Raw genomic sequence first — 14012 nt, forward strand, 5'->3', positions numbered from 1 at the left:
ATTTCTTCATGGATGTTTTCTGGTTTCTGCCGACTCACGGCGACGGCCATTACCTGGGCACCACTCAGGGCGCTCGCCCGGTGACACTCAACTACCTGAAACAAGTGGCTCAGGCGGCCGACAGCCTCGGCTACCACGGTGTACTGATTCCCACCGGGCGCTCCTGCGAGGATTCGTGGGTGATTGCTTCCGCGCTGGTGCCGCTGACCGAACGCCTGCGTTATCTGGTGGCGATTCGGCCGGGGATCATCTCGCCGACGGTCTCGGCGCGCATGGCCGCGACACTGGATCGACTGTCCAATGGCCGCTTACTGATCAACGTGGTCACGGGCGGTGACCCGGATGAAAACCGTGGCGACGGCATCTTCCTCGATCACAGCGAACGGTACGAAGTGACCGATGAATTCCTGAAAATCTGGCGCCGGGTGCTGCAAGGCGAGTCGGTGGATTTCGAAGGCAAACACCTGCAAGTGCAGAACGCCAAGGCGCTGTATCCGCCGGTGCAAAAACCCTATCCGCCGCTGTACTTCGGCGGTTCTTCCGAGGCCGCGCATGAACTGGCCGCCGAGCAGGTTGATGTCTACCTGACCTGGGGCGAACCACCCGCCGCCGTGGCGGAAAAACTGGCCGATGTGCGTGAGCGTGCCGCGCGAAACGGTCGCACGGTGAAGTTCGGGATTCGCTTGCACGTGATCGTCCGCGAGACCGCCGAAGAGGCCTGGAGAGCCGCCGACAAACTCATCGAACACATCAGCGACGAGACCATCGCGGCCGCGCAGAAGTCGTTCTCGCGTTTCGATTCCGAAGGTCAGCGGCGCATGGCCGCGTTGCATGACGGGCGTCGCGACAACCTGGAAATATCCCCCAACCTGTGGGCCGGTGTCGGTCTGGTGCGTGGCGGTGCCGGGACGGCGTTGGTGGGCGATCCGCAGCAAGTGGCGGCGCGAATCAAGGAGTACGCGGACCTGGGAATCGAGAGCTTCATCTTCTCCGGCTATCCGCACCTCGAAGAGGCTTATCGTTTTGCCGAGCTGGTGTTCCCGCTGTTGCCTGAGCCGTATGCCAGCCTGGCCGGGCGCGGCGTCACTAATCTCACCGGGCCGTTTGGCGAAATGATCGCCAATGATGTGCTCCCGGCCAAAGCCACGGCCTGACCACACCAACCCTGTGGGAGCGAGCCTGCGCCCACAGGGGATTGTGTCGATTTTCATGAGGAACCCCGTGTGACGGCCAAACCGCAAAGCGCCCTGATATCCCCCTTACAGACCGCCCGCCGATTGGCCGCCGAGTTTGCCCTGACCGCTGTCGAGCGCGATGAACGTGGCGGTACGCCCAAAGCCGAACGTGATGCCTTGCGCCAAAGCGGTCTGCTCGCGTTAAGCATTCCCACCCAGTACGGCGGCCACGGCGCCAGCTGGAGTGACACCCTGAGCATCGTGCGCGAGCTCGCCAAAGTCGACAGTTCGATTGCCCATGTCTTCGGCTTCCATCACCTGATGCTCGCCACCGTGCGCCTGTTCGCCCGGCCCGAGCAGTGGCAACCATGGTTCGAACAGACCGCGCGCAAAAACTGGTTCTGGGGCAACGCCCTGAACCCGCTGGACACCCGCACCGTGGTGAAAAACCTCGGTGGCTGGCGTGAGTTTTCCGGCAAGAAAAGCTTCTGCTCCGGCGCCAGCGATTCGCAAATGCTGATCGCCTCGGCGGTGGACGAAAGCGCTGGCGGCAAGCTGTTGATCGCCGCGATTCCCAGCGGTCGCAGCGGCATCACCTTGCACAACGACTGGAACAACATGGGCCAGCGCCAGACCGACAGCGGCAGCGCGACATTCGAACGGGTACGGGTCGAAGAGTCGGAATTGCTCCTTGATCCGGGTCCGCTGAGTACGCCATTCGCCTGCCTGCGGCCGTTGATTGCCCAGCTGACCTTCACCCACATGTTTCTCGGCATCGCCGAAGGTGCCTTCGAAGAAGCGCGACAATACACCCTCACCGAGACCCGTCCGTGGCACAAATCCAGCGCTCAGGATGTGCGTCAGGATCCTTATGTACTCGGCCACTACGGCGAATTCTGGGTCGCCCTCGAAAGTGTTCGACTGCTGGTGGAGCGCGCTGCCGGGCTGCTCGACAAGGCCTGGGCCAAAGGCCCGAACCTCAGCGCCGAAGAGCGTGGACACCTCGCTAACGCCATCGCCACGGCCAAGGTCGCGGCCACCCGCAACGGTCTGGAACTCTGTAGCCGGTTGTTCGAAGTGACCGGCGCCCGTTCAACTCATGCCTCACTGCGACTGGATCGCCACTGGCGCAATCTGCGCACGCAAACCCTGCACGACCCGGTGGATTACAAACTCCATGAACTGGGTGACTGGGCGCTCAACCAGTCCCTGCCGATCCCTACTTTCTATTCATAGCCTTCTATTCATGGAGCCTGCCCATGCAACTGCTTACCTTACCGCCCTCGCCCGCTCTGGCCACCTCTATCCGCGCCACGGCGCAGGTGTTCGAAGACCCGAAATCCCAGGCCTTGCTCGCCCACATTCAACAAGTCGCACCGAGTGAAGCCAGCGTGCTGATCATCGGTGAAACCGGCACCGGCAAGGAACTGGTGGCGCGGCATATCCACAACCTCAGCGCCCGGCGCAACCGACCATTTGTGGCGGTGAACTGCGGCGCGTTCTCCGAATCCCTGGTGGAGGCCGAGTTGTTCGGCCATGAAAAAGGTGCCTTCACCGGTGCGTTGAGCGCCAAGGCCGGCTGGTTCGAGGAGGCCGATGGCGGCACGTTATTCCTCGATGAAATCGGCGATTTGCCGATGGCGATTCAGGTCAAGTTGTTGCGGGTGTTGCAGGAGCGCGAAGTGGTGCGACTGGGTTCGCGCAAGAGCATTCCCATCAATGTGCGCGTGCTGGCGGCGACCAACGTGCAATTGGAGAAAGCCATCAACGCCGGGCATTTCCGCGAGGATTTGTACTACCGCCTCGACGTGGTCAGCCTGGAACTGAGCCCGCTGCGCGACCGCCCCGGCGACATCCTGCCGCTGACACGACACTTCGTCGAAGCCTACAGCCAGCGCCTCGGCTACGGCACCATCACCATCAGCAAAGAGGCCGAGCTGAAACTGCGCAGCTACAGCTGGCCGGGCAACATCCGCGAACTGGAAAACGTCATTCACCACACCCTGCTGATCTGCCGTAACGGCGTGATCGAACGCGACGACCTGCGGCTGTCGAACATGCGCATCGAGCGACAGGACGATTACCACAGCACCGTCGACGATTCACCCGAAGCCCTGCTCGATCGGGCCTTTCAAAAGCTCTTCGAAGAACAGGCCGGGGCGCTGCACGAGAAAGTCGAAGACGCGTTGCTGCGAGCCGCCTATCGTTTCAGTCATTACAACCAAGTGCACACTGCAGCCTTACTGGGGCTGAGCCGCAACGTAACCCGCACGCGACTGATCAAGATCGGCGAACTGGCGGTAAACAAACGCCGGCCCACGGAAAACCTTCAAGGCGAGCGCATCATGCAGCTGTCGATTTAACTCACCAAATTGCAGTGCAGCGCGTTGTCGTGGCTACGTTCCAGGCTATGCAGCACCTGGAACGAGCCGAAGGTCACGGTTTTCGCCTGATGGGCGCGGATCAGTTGCCAGAAATCCTGCTCGCCGCTTTCAAAGCTTCGAAACGCGGCTTCTCCCGCCTCGCGTGTTTGCCATTGCAGGTAGTTGAGCACCCGCCGGCCATCGTCGCTGGCCTGGATGCTGGCACTCAGAAAACCTGTGAAATCCTGGGCCAGGCGTTCGGTCTGCTTCGACAGTGCCGACACCAGTGCGGGCTGTTGATGGGGTTCGATCTCGAATTCGATCAATTGGGTGAAGCTGCGATTGTTCTCTGGCAGTTGCATGAAGAGTCCCCACTGACTTGTAAGCCGGATCTTGCGATCCGAAGGCCTGCAGGGTAAAACCTCGAGTTAACTTGAGGTCAAGGGGCATTTTTTAAATGATCACCTCGGAAAATCTGCATAAGGAACTCACCGTCGGCCAAGTGGCTGCGCGCAGCGGCGTCGCGGTCACGGCGCTGCACTTTTACGAATCCAAGGGTTTGATCAAAAGTAATCGCAACCAGGGCAACCAGCGGCGTTATCCCCGGGAAGTGTTGCGGCGGGTGGCGTTGATCAAAGTGGCGCAGCGATTGGGTATTCCGTTGGCGGAGATTGGCGAGGCATTGAAATCGCTACCGGACAATCGGGCGCCGACGGCGGCGGACTGGAAGGTGTTGTCGGCGCAGTGGAGTCGGGATCTGGATGAGCGGATCAATCAGCTGACCTTGCTGCGGGACCGGCTCAATGGCTGCATTGGCTGTGGGTGTCTGTCGATGGAGGCGTGCCCGTTGCGCAACTTTGGCGATGTGCTGGGGGAACTAGGGCCGGGAGCGCAGCTGTTGGAATCCGGGAATGATCCTAAATAGCGGCGCGGCCATCGTCGGAACGCCGCCCGGAGCAAGCTCGCTCCCAGAGGGATCTCTATTGGCTGCAAAACTTGCATCCGACTCCGATCAAATGTGGGAGCGAGCTTGCTCCGGGCGGCGTTCCGACGATGGCGTCCTAATGGTCAGCGAAGATCTAGAACCCCGGTGCAATCTGTCCCTTGTAGCGGGTCAAAATGAACTGCCGAACCTCATCGGAATTCAGCGCCTTGGCCAGTTTCTGCAGCAGGATCGCGGCGACCTGTTCGGCGACGCTCAAGGCTTCGGCTTCGTTGGCGATCCGATGGGCGGCCGGTGGGTTTATCGGATAAACGGCAGATTCAGGCATACAAGTCTCTCGGCACCAATGTTTACCAGAGGGCATTGCAGCTTCTGTGCTGACCGTCCGAGCCAATGTTTACGGGGAGTTCAGCGGTATTTTCGCGATATCAAGATAACGAGCAAGAGCAATCTGCTGCTTCGCTGTTGATGGCTGAACAGAGGTGCTGCTCGTCGGACACTCAGTTGCAGAAAAGAGGCTGACCTATAGTTATCCGGCCGGAAAACGGCACAGGATCTTTCTCGACTGACAACAAAAACAGGGAGAACAGCCATGAGCGTCAAACCCATACCAGAGGGTTATCACAGCATCACCCCGTATCTGGGCATTAAAAAAGCGGCGGAAGCCATCGAGTTCTACAAGAAAGCCTTTGGCGCCACCGAAGTCATGCGCCTGTCCATGCCCGATGGCGGCATCGGCCACGCTGAGCTGCGCATCGGCGATTGCCCGATCATGCTTGGCACGCCGTGCGATCAGGGGCCATTGAGCAATCCGGACACGTCGCCGTCCGTGGGGTTGCATCTGTATGTGAACGATGTGGACAAGTCTTATAAACAGGCGATTGCCGCTGGCGGCACAGTGGTGTCCGAGGTCAAGGATCAGTTTTATGGCGACCGCTCGGGGACCTTGAAGGATCCCTATGGGCATCTGTGGTTTCTGGCCACGCGCAAGGAAGATCTGACTCAGGAGCAGATTGAGCAGCGGGCGAAGGAGATGTTCAGCCAGAGTTGACACAATGATCCCGCGAAGTGAATGAACATCCCTTGTGGGAGCGAGCCTGCTCGCGAAAGCGGTGTGTCAGTCAACGTTGAAATTGACTGATATGACGCCTTCGCGAGCAGGCTCGCTCCCACAAAGGGCAGGCTTCATTGCAATACGAAACATTTTCTTTCATATCCCCCTTCGGGATTTTCGATGCTCATCCGTCTTATTTAGATGCAGTCGGCCCGCGTAGGCAAAAGCCACGGCCCGGCCCTTCATGGACCTCATCGCTGGGAAGCCCGCAGCAGAGGCCCTCTCATCGAAACAAGACCTTTAATCATGTCGAAGAAATCCCGTTCAAAACTCTGGTTTCTGGTCCATAGCTGGCTGGCATTGCCGATCTGGTTTTTCGTACTGATCGTCTGCGTGACCGGCACTCTGGCGGTGGTCAGCCAGGAAATCGTCTGGCTGGCCAACCCGCAAATGCGCGCCAGCCAACCTTCGGACGATGCGCCGCTGCTCAGTTATGACCAGATCATCGCCGCGATCAAAAAAGCGGAGCCGAACACACTGGTCGAAGGCATCAGTCGGCCCGATGAATCGCACTTCGCCCTCGACGTGGACGTCAGCTACCCCGACGGTCGCTCGGTGACGGTCTACGTCAACCCTTACAGCGGCGTCATTCAGGGCACTGCCCCACAATTCAATTTCAAGGCGTTTACCCGTGCCCTGCATGGCTGGTGGCTGGTGCCGTTCACCAACGGTTACAGCTGGGGCTGGTACCTGGTGTCGTTTCTCAGCCTGCCACTGCTGGCTTCGTTGGTCACCGGGCTGGTGGTCTACAAGCGTTTCTGGAAAGGTTTCTTGCGACCGACGTTGCGCATTCGTCACGGCGCACGGATTTTCTGGGGCGACTTTCACCGCCTCAGCGGCATCTGGTCGATCTGGTTTATCGCGGTGATCTCCATCACCAGCACCTGGTTTCTGATTCAAGCGTTCATGTTCGATAACCAGATTTCGATTTCCACCGCGCCGGTCGCTGCCGTGGTCCCGCGTGAAAGTGTCCCGTTGACTGCCGACGGTTCGCCAGCGCCGATGATCAGCTTGGAGACGGCGATCAGCGAAGCCAAGGAACGTATTCCCGGCCTGGACGACAGCTTTGTCAGTATGCCCGCCAACGCCTACAGCTACCTTTCGGTGGGCGGGCGCAGTTGGTATCCGCTGATGTTCCAGACCGCCGACATCAACCCATATACCGGCGACATCGCCGCCACCCGCCTGTTGTCGGACCGTTCCGGCCTGGAGCTGGTGACCGAGTCCATGCGTCCTCTGCACACCGGGGATTTTGGCGGCATCTGGATCAAGCTGATCTGGTTCTTCTTCGGCCTGATCCTCAGCATGATGGTTCTCAGCGGCCTGTTGATCTGGACCAAACGCACTGCCTTGGCCACGGCCAATGCCCTCAAGCGCAGCCATAAACGCCCGCGCAGTCAGACCGTTCCGGCCAACAGCCGTGAAACCACGGAGGTCAGCCAATGAGCCTGTTCGCTGCGGAAAAACCGACTTCGAAACTGAGCCGTTTCTGGCACAAATGGCGCTTCCACATCAACGTTCTGCTGTTGCTGGTGCCGCTGGGGTTCATGCCCAAGTACTTCGCCGACGCCGCGCTGTTTCGCGGTGACACCGGTCTGGGTGAGCGGGAAATCGGAGAGGTTCAGGTGGGCCCCTGGAGCCTGCGCCTGGCCGAGTTGCGCAACGAAGCACCGACCCTCGATGGTCCGGCCGGCTACATGAAGAGCTTCAACGCGGCGCTGTGCGACAGCTGCCGGGATCAGGTCAAGGCGACGTACCTGCGTATTGGCAAACCGCGCAGCCTGCGCGCTGCCGGGGTGATTTTCTTCGGCACGCCGTACCGCATGGGCGCGATGTTGCCGATTCCCGAAAAGACCAAAGCCGACGCCGAGCTGTGGATCACCATGGAAGGCTGGGATGGCGCCATGCATCAGGCCTCCGTCCCCCTGAGCCAGGCATCCCCGGCCACCCTCGCCTGGCTGAACCAACAAGGAGGCAAACCATGATCAACGTAATACGTCCTCTAAGCGCCACGCTGCTGGTGCTGTGCGCCGGTTTCAGCGCCAGCGCCCTGGCCCACAACCCGATGTGCGAATGCAAAGCCATCGACGCCGAGCAGATCAAATGCACCGGCGGTTTCTCCGACGGCAGCGGCGCGCCGGGGGTGACCCTGGACGTGATCGGCTATGACGAAACCATCCTGGTGCCGGGCAAGCTCGGTGCCGATTCGACCCTGACTTTCAAGAAGCCCGGCGCCGAGTTCTACGTACTGTTCGATGCCGGCCCCGGCCACGTCGTCGAGATCGACCAAGCGGACATCGAAGCCCCATGAGTACGCCAACCACGCAAGTCGTCCGCCCGGCCGGTGCCGGCCATGAAACCCTCTATGTGCTGTTGTTGTGCCTGATGATCCTCGCGGTTGCCGGCTCGGTAGTCGCCTGGCGCGGCGAGTCTCAGGAAGTCAGCAGCGTTGCCAGCCATCAACTGGATGCCCGTCGTGACTTGAGCGCCTCCGAGCAAGGCATCTACGCCGACCTGCGGGTGACGCTCGACGAAATTCATCTGCTGCGTCAGGAGCAACAAGCGCTACCCGCCCCCGCAGCCCTCGCCGATGAAGGTTTTGCGCCGTTCGCCCAGGACGCCAGTTCCGTCAGCCGCGGCGGCCATGCCTGGCAATTACTCGACGCCAAGGCTTACTTCGGCCAGAGCCAGACGCCCACCGTGGCGGGTTCGTTTCTGATGCGCTTGGCCGCTGACGACGATGCACCGGACGTCTGGCTCAACCGCGGCAACGCCCTCGCTGCCCCGACCGACCTCACCGACGCTGCGCTGGAGAGCGCCGGCTGGCAGCAGATCGTCGCGCAATTCGATGCCGGCGTGACCCGCCAGCACCGGCACTGAACCCTCGCCTTCACCCGAGAGAAGACCGCTTTCCCATGCCTATTTCATCTCAACGTTCTTTCTTGCGCCTGATGTTGGTCGGCTTACTGGCTTGTCTGCTGACCCCGCTGGCCAGTGCCGACGAGGCCAAGCGCCTGCGCATCGGCATCACCCTGCACCCTTATTACAGCTACGTGGCGAACATCGTCGGTGACAAGGCCGAGGTGGTGCCGCTGATTCCGGCCGGTTTCAACCCGCATGCCTACGAGCCGCGCGCCGAAGACATCAAGCGCATCAGCGGTCTGGACGTGGTCGTGCTGAACGGAGTCGGCCATGACGACTTTGCCGACCGCATGATCGCCGCCAGCGAAACGCCGAACGTCCCGGTGATCGAAGCCAACGAAAACGTGCCGTTGCTGGCCGCCACCGGCGTTGCCGCTCGCGGCGCCGGCAAGGTCGTAAACCCGCACACCTTCCTGTCGATCAGTGCCTCGATTGCCCAGGTCAACAACATCGCCCGGGAACTGGGTAAGCTCGACCCGGCCAACGCCAAAACCTACACCCAGAACGCCCGCGCCTACGGCAAACGCCTGCGGCAGATGCGCGCCGACGCCCTGGCGAAACTGACCCAGGCGCCGAACGCCGAACTGCGAGTGGCCACGGTTCATGCGGCTTACGACTATTTGCTGCGCGAATTCGGCCTGGAAGTGACCGCCGTGGTCGAACCAGCCCACGGCATCGAGCCAAGCCCGAGCCAGTTGAAAAAAACCATCGATCAACTGCGTGAACTGGACGTGAAAGTGATCTTCTCGGAGATGGATTTTCCGTCCACCTACGTCGACACCATCCAGCGTGAGTCCGGCGTGAAGCTGTACCCGCTGTCGCACATTTCCTATGGCGAATACACCGCCGACAAGTATGAAAAGGAAATGACCGGCAACCTCAACACCGTGGTCCGGGCGATTCAGGAGTCCGGTAAATGACTGCGAAAGAAACCATCAGCGAATCCCCTGTGGGAGCGAGCCTGCTCGCGAAGGCGTCCAGTCAGTCAACATCATCGTTAAATGACACACCGCATTCGCGAGCAGGTCGAATCGTCGCACCGTCACTCCCACAGGTTTCGGGGCCGACCTTGGATTTCGCGGAAGTCAGCCTGACGCTGGGCCGCACGACGATCCTCGACAACGTCACTTTTCAGGTCCAGCCCGGCAGCGTGCTTGCGCTGGTCGGCCCCAACGGCGGCGGCAAGAGTTCGCTGATCAAGACCCTGCTCGGGCAGATGCCGCATCAGGGTCGCTTGAGCCTGCAATGGCCCGGCACACCTGGAACCATCGGCTACGTGCCTCAAGCCCTGGAATTCGATCGGGGTTTGCCGATGACCGTCGACGATTTCATGGCCGCGATGTGCCAGCGGCGTCCGGCGTTTCTCGGGTTGAGCAAGCATTACGCCGCCGCGATTGGCGAAGCCCTGGAAAGGGTCGGCATGCAGGACAAACGCAAGCGGCGCATGGGTGCGTTGTCCGGCGGCGAGCGCCAGCGGGTGTTGCTGGCTCAGGGACTGATTCCAGCGCCGCAGTTGCTGGTGCTCGACGAACCGATGTCGGCGCTTGATGAGGCCGGTATTCAGGTGTTCGAACGCCTGCTCGGTGACTGGCGCCAGAGCGGGATCACCGTGCTATGGATCGAGCATGATCTGGAAGCAGTTGGACGGCTGGCGGACCGGGTCACCGGGCTTAATCGCCGGGTGCTGTTCGATTCCACGCCGAAACAGGCACTCACTCCAGAACGATTGCTGACCCTGTTCTCGACCCATCCACGGAGCGCTGCCTGATGAGTTACGAAACCTTTCGTTTGATGGTCCAGGGTTGGGCCTCGTCGGGTTATCTGCCCGAGGCGCTGGCCTATGGATTTGTGGTCAACGCGCTGCTCGCCGGCTTGCTGATCGGCCCGGTGCTGGGCGGTTTGGGGACATTGGTGGTGGTCAAGCGTTTCGCTTTTTTCTCTGAAGCGGTGGGCCACGCGGCGTTGACCGGCGTGGCCATTGGCATTCTGCTGGGCGAACCGTACACCGGGCCTTACGGCAGTTTGTTCGGCTACTGCTTGTTGTTCGGCATCTTGCTGAACTACCTGCGCAACCGCACGGGTCTGGCGCCGGATACGTTGATCGGTGTGTTTCTGTCGGTGTCGTTGGCGCTGGGTGCCAGTCTGCTGCTGATTCTGGCGGGCAAGATCAACGTACACATCCTCGAAAACGTACTGTTCGGTTCGGTGCTGACCGTCAACGGCAATGACCTGATGGTGTTGGCCATCGTCGGTTCGCTGGTCATGGCGTTGGCCTTGCCACTGTACAACCGCATTATGTTGGCCAGTTTCAATCCGCAACTGGCGGCGGTCCGTGGCGTGGCAGTGAAGACGCTGGATTATCTGTTTGTGATTCTGGTGACCCTGATCACCGTAGCGGCGGTGAAAGTCATCGGCGCGATTCTGGTCGGCGCCCTGCTGGTGATTCCGGCGGCGGCGGCGCGTTTGCTGAGTCAGTCGCTGAAGGGTTTCTTCTGGTGTTCAGTGCTGATCGCCACGGTCAGCACGCTGTGCGGGATTCTCGCGCCGATTGTCTTCGACCTGCCTATCCCGTCCGGCGCCGCGATCATTCTAGTAGCCGGTATCGCCTTCGCTCTCGCCGCCATTGCGCGTGGCGTTGTCCCCAGTCTGAAAGGGAATCTCGGATAAATGTCTTTTTCTCTGCGTCAATTGACCCTGGCTGTGGCCCTGTGCGGGCTGGTCAATACCCCGCTGTTCGCGGCCGACAGCGTCAAACCGCTGCGCGTGCTAGCGTCCTTGCCGATCACTTATGGTCTGGGCGAAGTCTTGCTCAAAGGCACCGACGTCAACCTTGAACGTGCCGCGCCGGCGAACCTGCCCGGTAGCCGTCAGACCGCGTACTTCACAGGTCGTGGCGCTCCGGCGCTGGCCAAACTGGCGACCGACGCCGATGCAGTGATTGGTCTGCGTTCGCTGTGGGCGGATGATCCGCTTTACCCGATCTCCCGGCGTAGCAACATCCGCATCGTCGAGGTCGACGCCGCGCGCCCGGTGGACGGCGCCCTGCCCGGCATCGCCGTGCAGCCTGCCAACAAAGTTGATGGGTTGAACAGTCAGCCGTGGTTTTCCAGCAACAATATGGGGCGGATGGCGGACGTCATGGCGGCGGACCTGGTGCGTCTGGCGCCCGAGGCCAAGCCGAAGATCGAGGCGAACCTGGCGGCGCTCAAACAGCGCTTGCTCAAGTTCAGCGCCGACAGCGAAGCGCGGCTGGCCAGTGCCGACAACCTCAGCTTGATGAGCCTGAGTGATCACTTTGGCTATCTGATTGGTGGCCTTAACCTGGAGCTGATCGGCCTCGATGCACGCCCCGATGCCGAGTGGACACCTGAAGCGCTCAAGCAATTGGGTGCGACGCTCAAGGACAATGAGGTGGCGGTGGTGTTGCATCATCGACAACCGTCGGAGGCGGTGAAAGCGAAGATTGCTGAGGCTGGGAGTCGGTTGGTGGTGTTGAGTGTGGATGCGGCGGATCCGGTGGCCGAGCTGGAAGGGAATGTGGATTTGCTGATCAAGGGGTTGAGCGGGGCTTAAACGTCAGTTGGTCCGCGTTATCGTTCTTCGCGAGCAAGCCCCACATTTGACCGCGTCCGCCCGGACAACTCGGTCAAGTGTGGGAGCGGGCTTGCTCGCGAAAGCGGCCCGACAAACGACACAAGGACCAGATCTGAAAAAGCCCGCTGACCGTTACCGGTTCAGCGGGCTTTTTCATGAACGGTGACTTAATTCGCCACAGCCGCCTGTTCTTCCATCTTCTGGCGCAGGCTCAGCGGACGCATGTCAGTCCAGGTTTCTTCGATGTAAGCCAGGCATTCCTTCTTCAAGCCGCTCTTGCCCACGGTGCGCCAGCCAGCAGGCACGGCTTTGTAGTCGGGCCAGATCGAGTACTGCTCTTCGTGGTTGACCACGACCTGAAAGAGGATGTCCTCGCGGTCGAATACTGAAGTCATGGTGTTTCTCCATCGCTGTAGGGTGGGCTGCACTGCGTGCGCAGCCGTTATGTAGAAGGAACGTGTCAGAGGCTGAAAAATTTAGAGGCTGGCGGTGGCAGCAGCCATGGCCCTGCCGAAAATCTCGGCTACCCGATCGATTTCCGCGGCAGTGATCACCAGCGGCGGCAGGAAACGCACCACAGCGCCATGACGCCCGCCCAGTTCGAGAATCAAACCGCGCTTGAGGCATTCACGCTGCACCAGCGGCGCCAGACGACCGAAGATCGGTGGATGACCCAAGGCATCCGGCGCGCCCGTCGGATCGACCAATTCGACGCCAAGCATCAAGCCGCGACCGCGAATATCGCCCAGTTGCGGGAAGTCCCGTTGCAGGATGCGCAGGTGTTCGCTCAAGCGTTCGCCCATGGCGGCAGCGTGCTCGCAGACCTTGTGTTCGGCAAGGTAACGCATCACCGCAGAACCTGCGGCCATGGCCATCTGATTGCCGCGGAAGGTTCCGGCATGGGCGCCCGGCAGCCAGGTGTCGAGCCAGTCGCGATAGACCACCACGGCCAACGGCAAACTGCCGCCGATGGCTTTGGACATGACCACCACGTCCGGGATGATCCCGGCGTGTTCGAAGGCGAACATCTTGCCGGTGCGGGCAAAACCGCTCTGAATCTCGTCGACGATCAACGCGACACCGGCCTTTTCGGTAATCCGCCGCAGGCCTCGCAGCCAGTCGAGATCGGCCGGGATCACCCCGCCCTCGCCCTGCACCACTTCAACGATCACCGCGGCCGGCAATTGCACACCAGCCTCGGGATCATTCAGCAAGTTTTCCAGGTAGTTCAGGTTGACCTGCACACCTTGCGCGCCGCCGAGCCCGAACGGGCAGCGGTAATCGTAGGGGTACGGCATGAACTGCACGCCGCTGCTGAGCAAGGCGCCCAAGGGTTTTTTCGGCCCCAGACTGCCCATCAGGCTCAGCGCGCCCTGGCTCATGCCGTGATAACCGCCCTGGAACGACAGCACGGTGCTGCGCCCGGTGGCGGTGCGCACCAGTTTCAGCGCGGCTTCCACCGCGTCGGTGCCGGTCGGGCCGCAGAACTGGATCTTGGCTTCGACGGCCAATGCCTGTGGCAATAGACCAAACAGGTCCTGGACGAATTGATCCTTGACCGGGGTGGTCAGGTCGAGAGTGTGCAGTGGCAGTTCATCGGTCAGCACTTGCCGGATCGCTTCGATCACCACCGCATGGTTGTGCCCAAGGGCCAACGTCCCTGCGCCAGCCAGGCAGTCGATGAAACGGCGGCCTTCGACGTCTTCGACATAAATGCCCTTGGCACGTTTGAGGGCCAGGGGAATGCGTCGCGGATAGCTGCGGGCATTCGATTCCTGCTGGTTTTGACGGGCCAGCAGTGGCGATTCGTTGAACTGATAAAGCGTCTCGGTCAGCGTCGGAGTGATCCGGGCCGACTGATCTTCCACAAGGCTGGTAGCGACTGACATCTCTCGACCCCT

General features: G+C 60.9%; 16 protein-coding genes and 1 pseudogene. 13 read left to right on the forward strand and 4 right to left on the reverse strand.

All coding sequences use genetic code 11. The features are described 5' to 3' along the window. Nucleotides 1-8 precede the first annotated feature (8 nt). The 3 genes from ssuD to QFX16_RS20365 all read left to right on the forward strand — a co-directional run bounded on the left by ssuD (nucleotide 9) and on the right by QFX16_RS20365 (nucleotide 3538). Nucleotides 9-1154, forward strand: coding sequence for an FMNH2-dependent alkanesulfonate monooxygenase (ssuD, locus tag QFX16_RS20355; protein ID WP_283181096.1), 1146 nt, complete (start codon nucleotides 9-11; stop codon nucleotides 1152-1154). Between the two features lie 69 nt (nucleotides 1155-1223). Next, nucleotides 1224-2411, forward strand: a complete 1188-nt coding sequence (locus tag QFX16_RS20360) for an acyl-CoA dehydrogenase family protein (RefSeq protein ID WP_283181097.1) — start codon at nucleotides 1224-1226, stop codon at nucleotides 2409-2411. A 23-nt stretch (nucleotides 2412-2434) separates the two neighbouring features. Continuing rightward, nucleotides 2435-3538, forward strand: coding sequence for a sigma-54 interaction domain-containing protein (locus tag QFX16_RS20365; RefSeq protein ID WP_283181098.1), 1104 nt, complete (start codon nucleotides 2435-2437; stop codon nucleotides 3536-3538). Here QFX16_RS20365 and QFX16_RS20370 read toward each other — a convergent pair. Further along, entirely contained in the window at nucleotides 3535-3900 is a 366-nt protein-coding gene (locus QFX16_RS20370) for an antibiotic biosynthesis monooxygenase (protein WP_283181099.1), read from the reverse strand. The two genes, QFX16_RS20365 and QFX16_RS20370, sit on opposite strands and share 4 nt — an antisense overlap. A 95-nt stretch (nucleotides 3901-3995) precedes the next feature. On the opposite strand from QFX16_RS20370, the gene soxR reads away from it, so the two are divergent. After that, a complete protein-coding gene (gene soxR, locus QFX16_RS20375; protein ID WP_283181100.1) occupies nucleotides 3996-4463 on the forward strand; it encodes a redox-sensitive transcriptional activator SoxR in 468 nt (155 codons plus the stop codon). Nucleotides 4464-4617: 154 nt separating this feature from the next. Here soxR and QFX16_RS20380 read toward each other — a convergent pair. After that, nucleotides 4618-4707 (reverse strand): annotated as a pseudogene (locus tag QFX16_RS20380) (MetQ/NlpA family ABC transporter substrate-binding protein); the annotation flags it as partial. A 366-nt stretch (nucleotides 4708-5073) separates the two neighbouring features. Here QFX16_RS20380 and QFX16_RS20385 point away from each other — a divergent pair. The 9 genes from QFX16_RS20385 to QFX16_RS20425 all read left to right on the forward strand — a co-directional run bounded on the left by QFX16_RS20385 (nucleotide 5074) and on the right by QFX16_RS20425 (nucleotide 12090). Then, the gene (locus tag QFX16_RS20385; protein ID WP_283181101.1) at nucleotides 5074-5532 is read left to right on the forward strand and encodes a VOC family protein; all 459 of its coding nucleotides are present in this window, start codon (nucleotides 5074-5076) and stop codon (nucleotides 5530-5532) included. A 309-nt stretch (nucleotides 5533-5841) separates the two neighbouring features. Continuing rightward, nucleotides 5842-7041 (forward strand): PepSY-associated TM helix domain-containing protein, encoded by a 1200-nt coding sequence (locus QFX16_RS20390; RefSeq protein WP_283181102.1) that lies wholly within the window; start codon nucleotides 5842-5844, stop codon nucleotides 7039-7041. Then, nucleotides 7038-7580, forward strand: coding sequence for a PA2404 family protein (locus QFX16_RS20395; RefSeq protein WP_283181103.1), 543 nt, complete (start codon nucleotides 7038-7040; stop codon nucleotides 7578-7580). The genes QFX16_RS20390 and QFX16_RS20395 overlap by 4 nt, the downstream gene beginning before the upstream one ends. Next, the gene (locus QFX16_RS20400) at nucleotides 7577-7906 is read left to right on the forward strand and encodes a hypothetical protein (RefSeq protein ID WP_129437246.1); all 330 of its coding nucleotides are present in this window, start codon (nucleotides 7577-7579) and stop codon (nucleotides 7904-7906) included. The genes QFX16_RS20395 and QFX16_RS20400 overlap by 4 nt, the downstream gene beginning before the upstream one ends. Next, entirely contained in the window at nucleotides 7903-8475 is a 573-nt protein-coding gene (locus tag QFX16_RS20405; protein WP_283181104.1) for a DUF6162 family protein, read from the forward strand. Before QFX16_RS20400 ends, QFX16_RS20405 begins: the two co-directional genes overlap by 4 nt. 35 nt (nucleotides 8476-8510) lie before the next feature. Continuing rightward, the gene (locus tag QFX16_RS20410) at nucleotides 8511-9437 is read left to right on the forward strand and encodes a metal ABC transporter substrate-binding protein (RefSeq protein ID WP_283181105.1); all 927 of its coding nucleotides are present in this window, start codon (nucleotides 8511-8513) and stop codon (nucleotides 9435-9437) included. Next, complete coding sequence (locus tag QFX16_RS20415) at nucleotides 9434-10285, forward strand: metal ABC transporter ATP-binding protein (protein ID WP_283181106.1); 852 nt, start codon at nucleotides 9434-9436, stop codon at nucleotides 10283-10285. The genes QFX16_RS20410 and QFX16_RS20415 overlap by 4 nt, the downstream gene beginning before the upstream one ends. Next, a complete protein-coding gene (locus tag QFX16_RS20420) occupies nucleotides 10285-11184 on the forward strand; it encodes a metal ABC transporter permease (protein WP_283181107.1) in 900 nt (299 codons plus the stop codon). The genes QFX16_RS20415 and QFX16_RS20420 overlap by 1 nt, the downstream gene beginning before the upstream one ends. Next, on the forward strand, nucleotides 11185-12090 hold the full coding sequence (locus QFX16_RS20425; RefSeq protein ID WP_283181108.1) for a metal ABC transporter substrate-binding protein: 906 nt from the start codon (nucleotides 11185-11187) through the stop codon (nucleotides 12088-12090). It abuts the gene before it with no gap. Nucleotides 12091-12278: 188 nt separating this feature from the next. Here QFX16_RS20425 and QFX16_RS20430 read toward each other — a convergent pair whose 3' ends face one another. Next, on the reverse strand, nucleotides 12279-12506 hold the full coding sequence (locus QFX16_RS20430) for an MbtH family protein (RefSeq protein ID WP_046049211.1): 228 nt from the start codon (nucleotides 12504-12506) through the stop codon (nucleotides 12279-12281). An 81-nt stretch (nucleotides 12507-12587) separates the two neighbouring features. Beyond that, the gene (locus tag QFX16_RS20435; RefSeq protein WP_283181109.1) at nucleotides 12588-14000 is read right to left on the reverse strand and encodes an aspartate aminotransferase family protein; all 1413 of its coding nucleotides are present in this window, start codon (nucleotides 13998-14000) and stop codon (nucleotides 12588-12590) included. Between the last annotated feature and the right edge of the window lie 12 nt (nucleotides 14001-14012).

This window comes from Pseudomonas svalbardensis, from assembly GCF_030053115.1.
GTDB lineage: Bacteria > Pseudomonadota > Gammaproteobacteria > Pseudomonadales > Pseudomonadaceae > Aquipseudomonas > Aquipseudomonas svalbardensis.

Excerpts from the sequence above, each read along its gene's own strand:
- ssuD (WP_283181096.1), top strand. The coding sequence starts at position 9 with ATGGATGTTTTCTGGTTTCTGCCGACTCACGGCGACGGCCATTACCTG.
- QFX16_RS20365 (WP_283181098.1), top strand. The coding sequence starts at position 2,435 with ATGCAACTGCTTACCTTACCGCCCTCGCCCGCTCTGGCCACCTCTATC.
- QFX16_RS20370 (WP_283181099.1), bottom strand. The coding sequence starts at position 3,900 with ATGCAACTGCCAGAGAACAATCGCAGCTTCACCCAATTGATCGAATTC.
- soxR (WP_283181100.1), top strand. The coding sequence starts at position 3,996 with ATGATCACCTCGGAAAATCTGCATAAGGAACTCACCGTCGGCCAAGTG.
- QFX16_RS20385 (WP_283181101.1), top strand. The coding sequence starts at position 5,074 with ATGAGCGTCAAACCCATACCAGAGGGTTATCACAGCATCACCCCGTAT.
- QFX16_RS20390 (WP_283181102.1), top strand. The coding sequence starts at position 5,842 with ATGTCGAAGAAATCCCGTTCAAAACTCTGGTTTCTGGTCCATAGCTGG.
- QFX16_RS20395 (WP_283181103.1), top strand. The coding sequence starts at position 7,038 with ATGAGCCTGTTCGCTGCGGAAAAACCGACTTCGAAACTGAGCCGTTTC.
- QFX16_RS20400 (WP_129437246.1), top strand. The coding sequence starts at position 7,577 with ATGATCAACGTAATACGTCCTCTAAGCGCCACGCTGCTGGTGCTGTGC.
- QFX16_RS20405 (WP_283181104.1), top strand. The coding sequence starts at position 7,903 with ATGAGTACGCCAACCACGCAAGTCGTCCGCCCGGCCGGTGCCGGCCAT.
- QFX16_RS20410 (WP_283181105.1), top strand. The coding sequence starts at position 8,511 with ATGCCTATTTCATCTCAACGTTCTTTCTTGCGCCTGATGTTGGTCGGC.
- QFX16_RS20415 (WP_283181106.1), top strand. The coding sequence starts at position 9,434 with ATGACTGCGAAAGAAACCATCAGCGAATCCCCTGTGGGAGCGAGCCTG.
- QFX16_RS20420 (WP_283181107.1), top strand. The coding sequence starts at position 10,285 with ATGAGTTACGAAACCTTTCGTTTGATGGTCCAGGGTTGGGCCTCGTCG.
- QFX16_RS20425 (WP_283181108.1), top strand. The coding sequence starts at position 11,185 with ATGTCTTTTTCTCTGCGTCAATTGACCCTGGCTGTGGCCCTGTGCGGG.
- QFX16_RS20430 (WP_046049211.1), bottom strand. The coding sequence starts at position 12,506 with ATGACTTCAGTATTCGACCGCGAGGACATCCTCTTTCAGGTCGTGGTC.
- QFX16_RS20435 (WP_283181109.1), bottom strand. The coding sequence starts at position 14,000 with ATGTCAGTCGCTACCAGCCTTGTGGAAGATCAGTCGGCCCGGATCACT.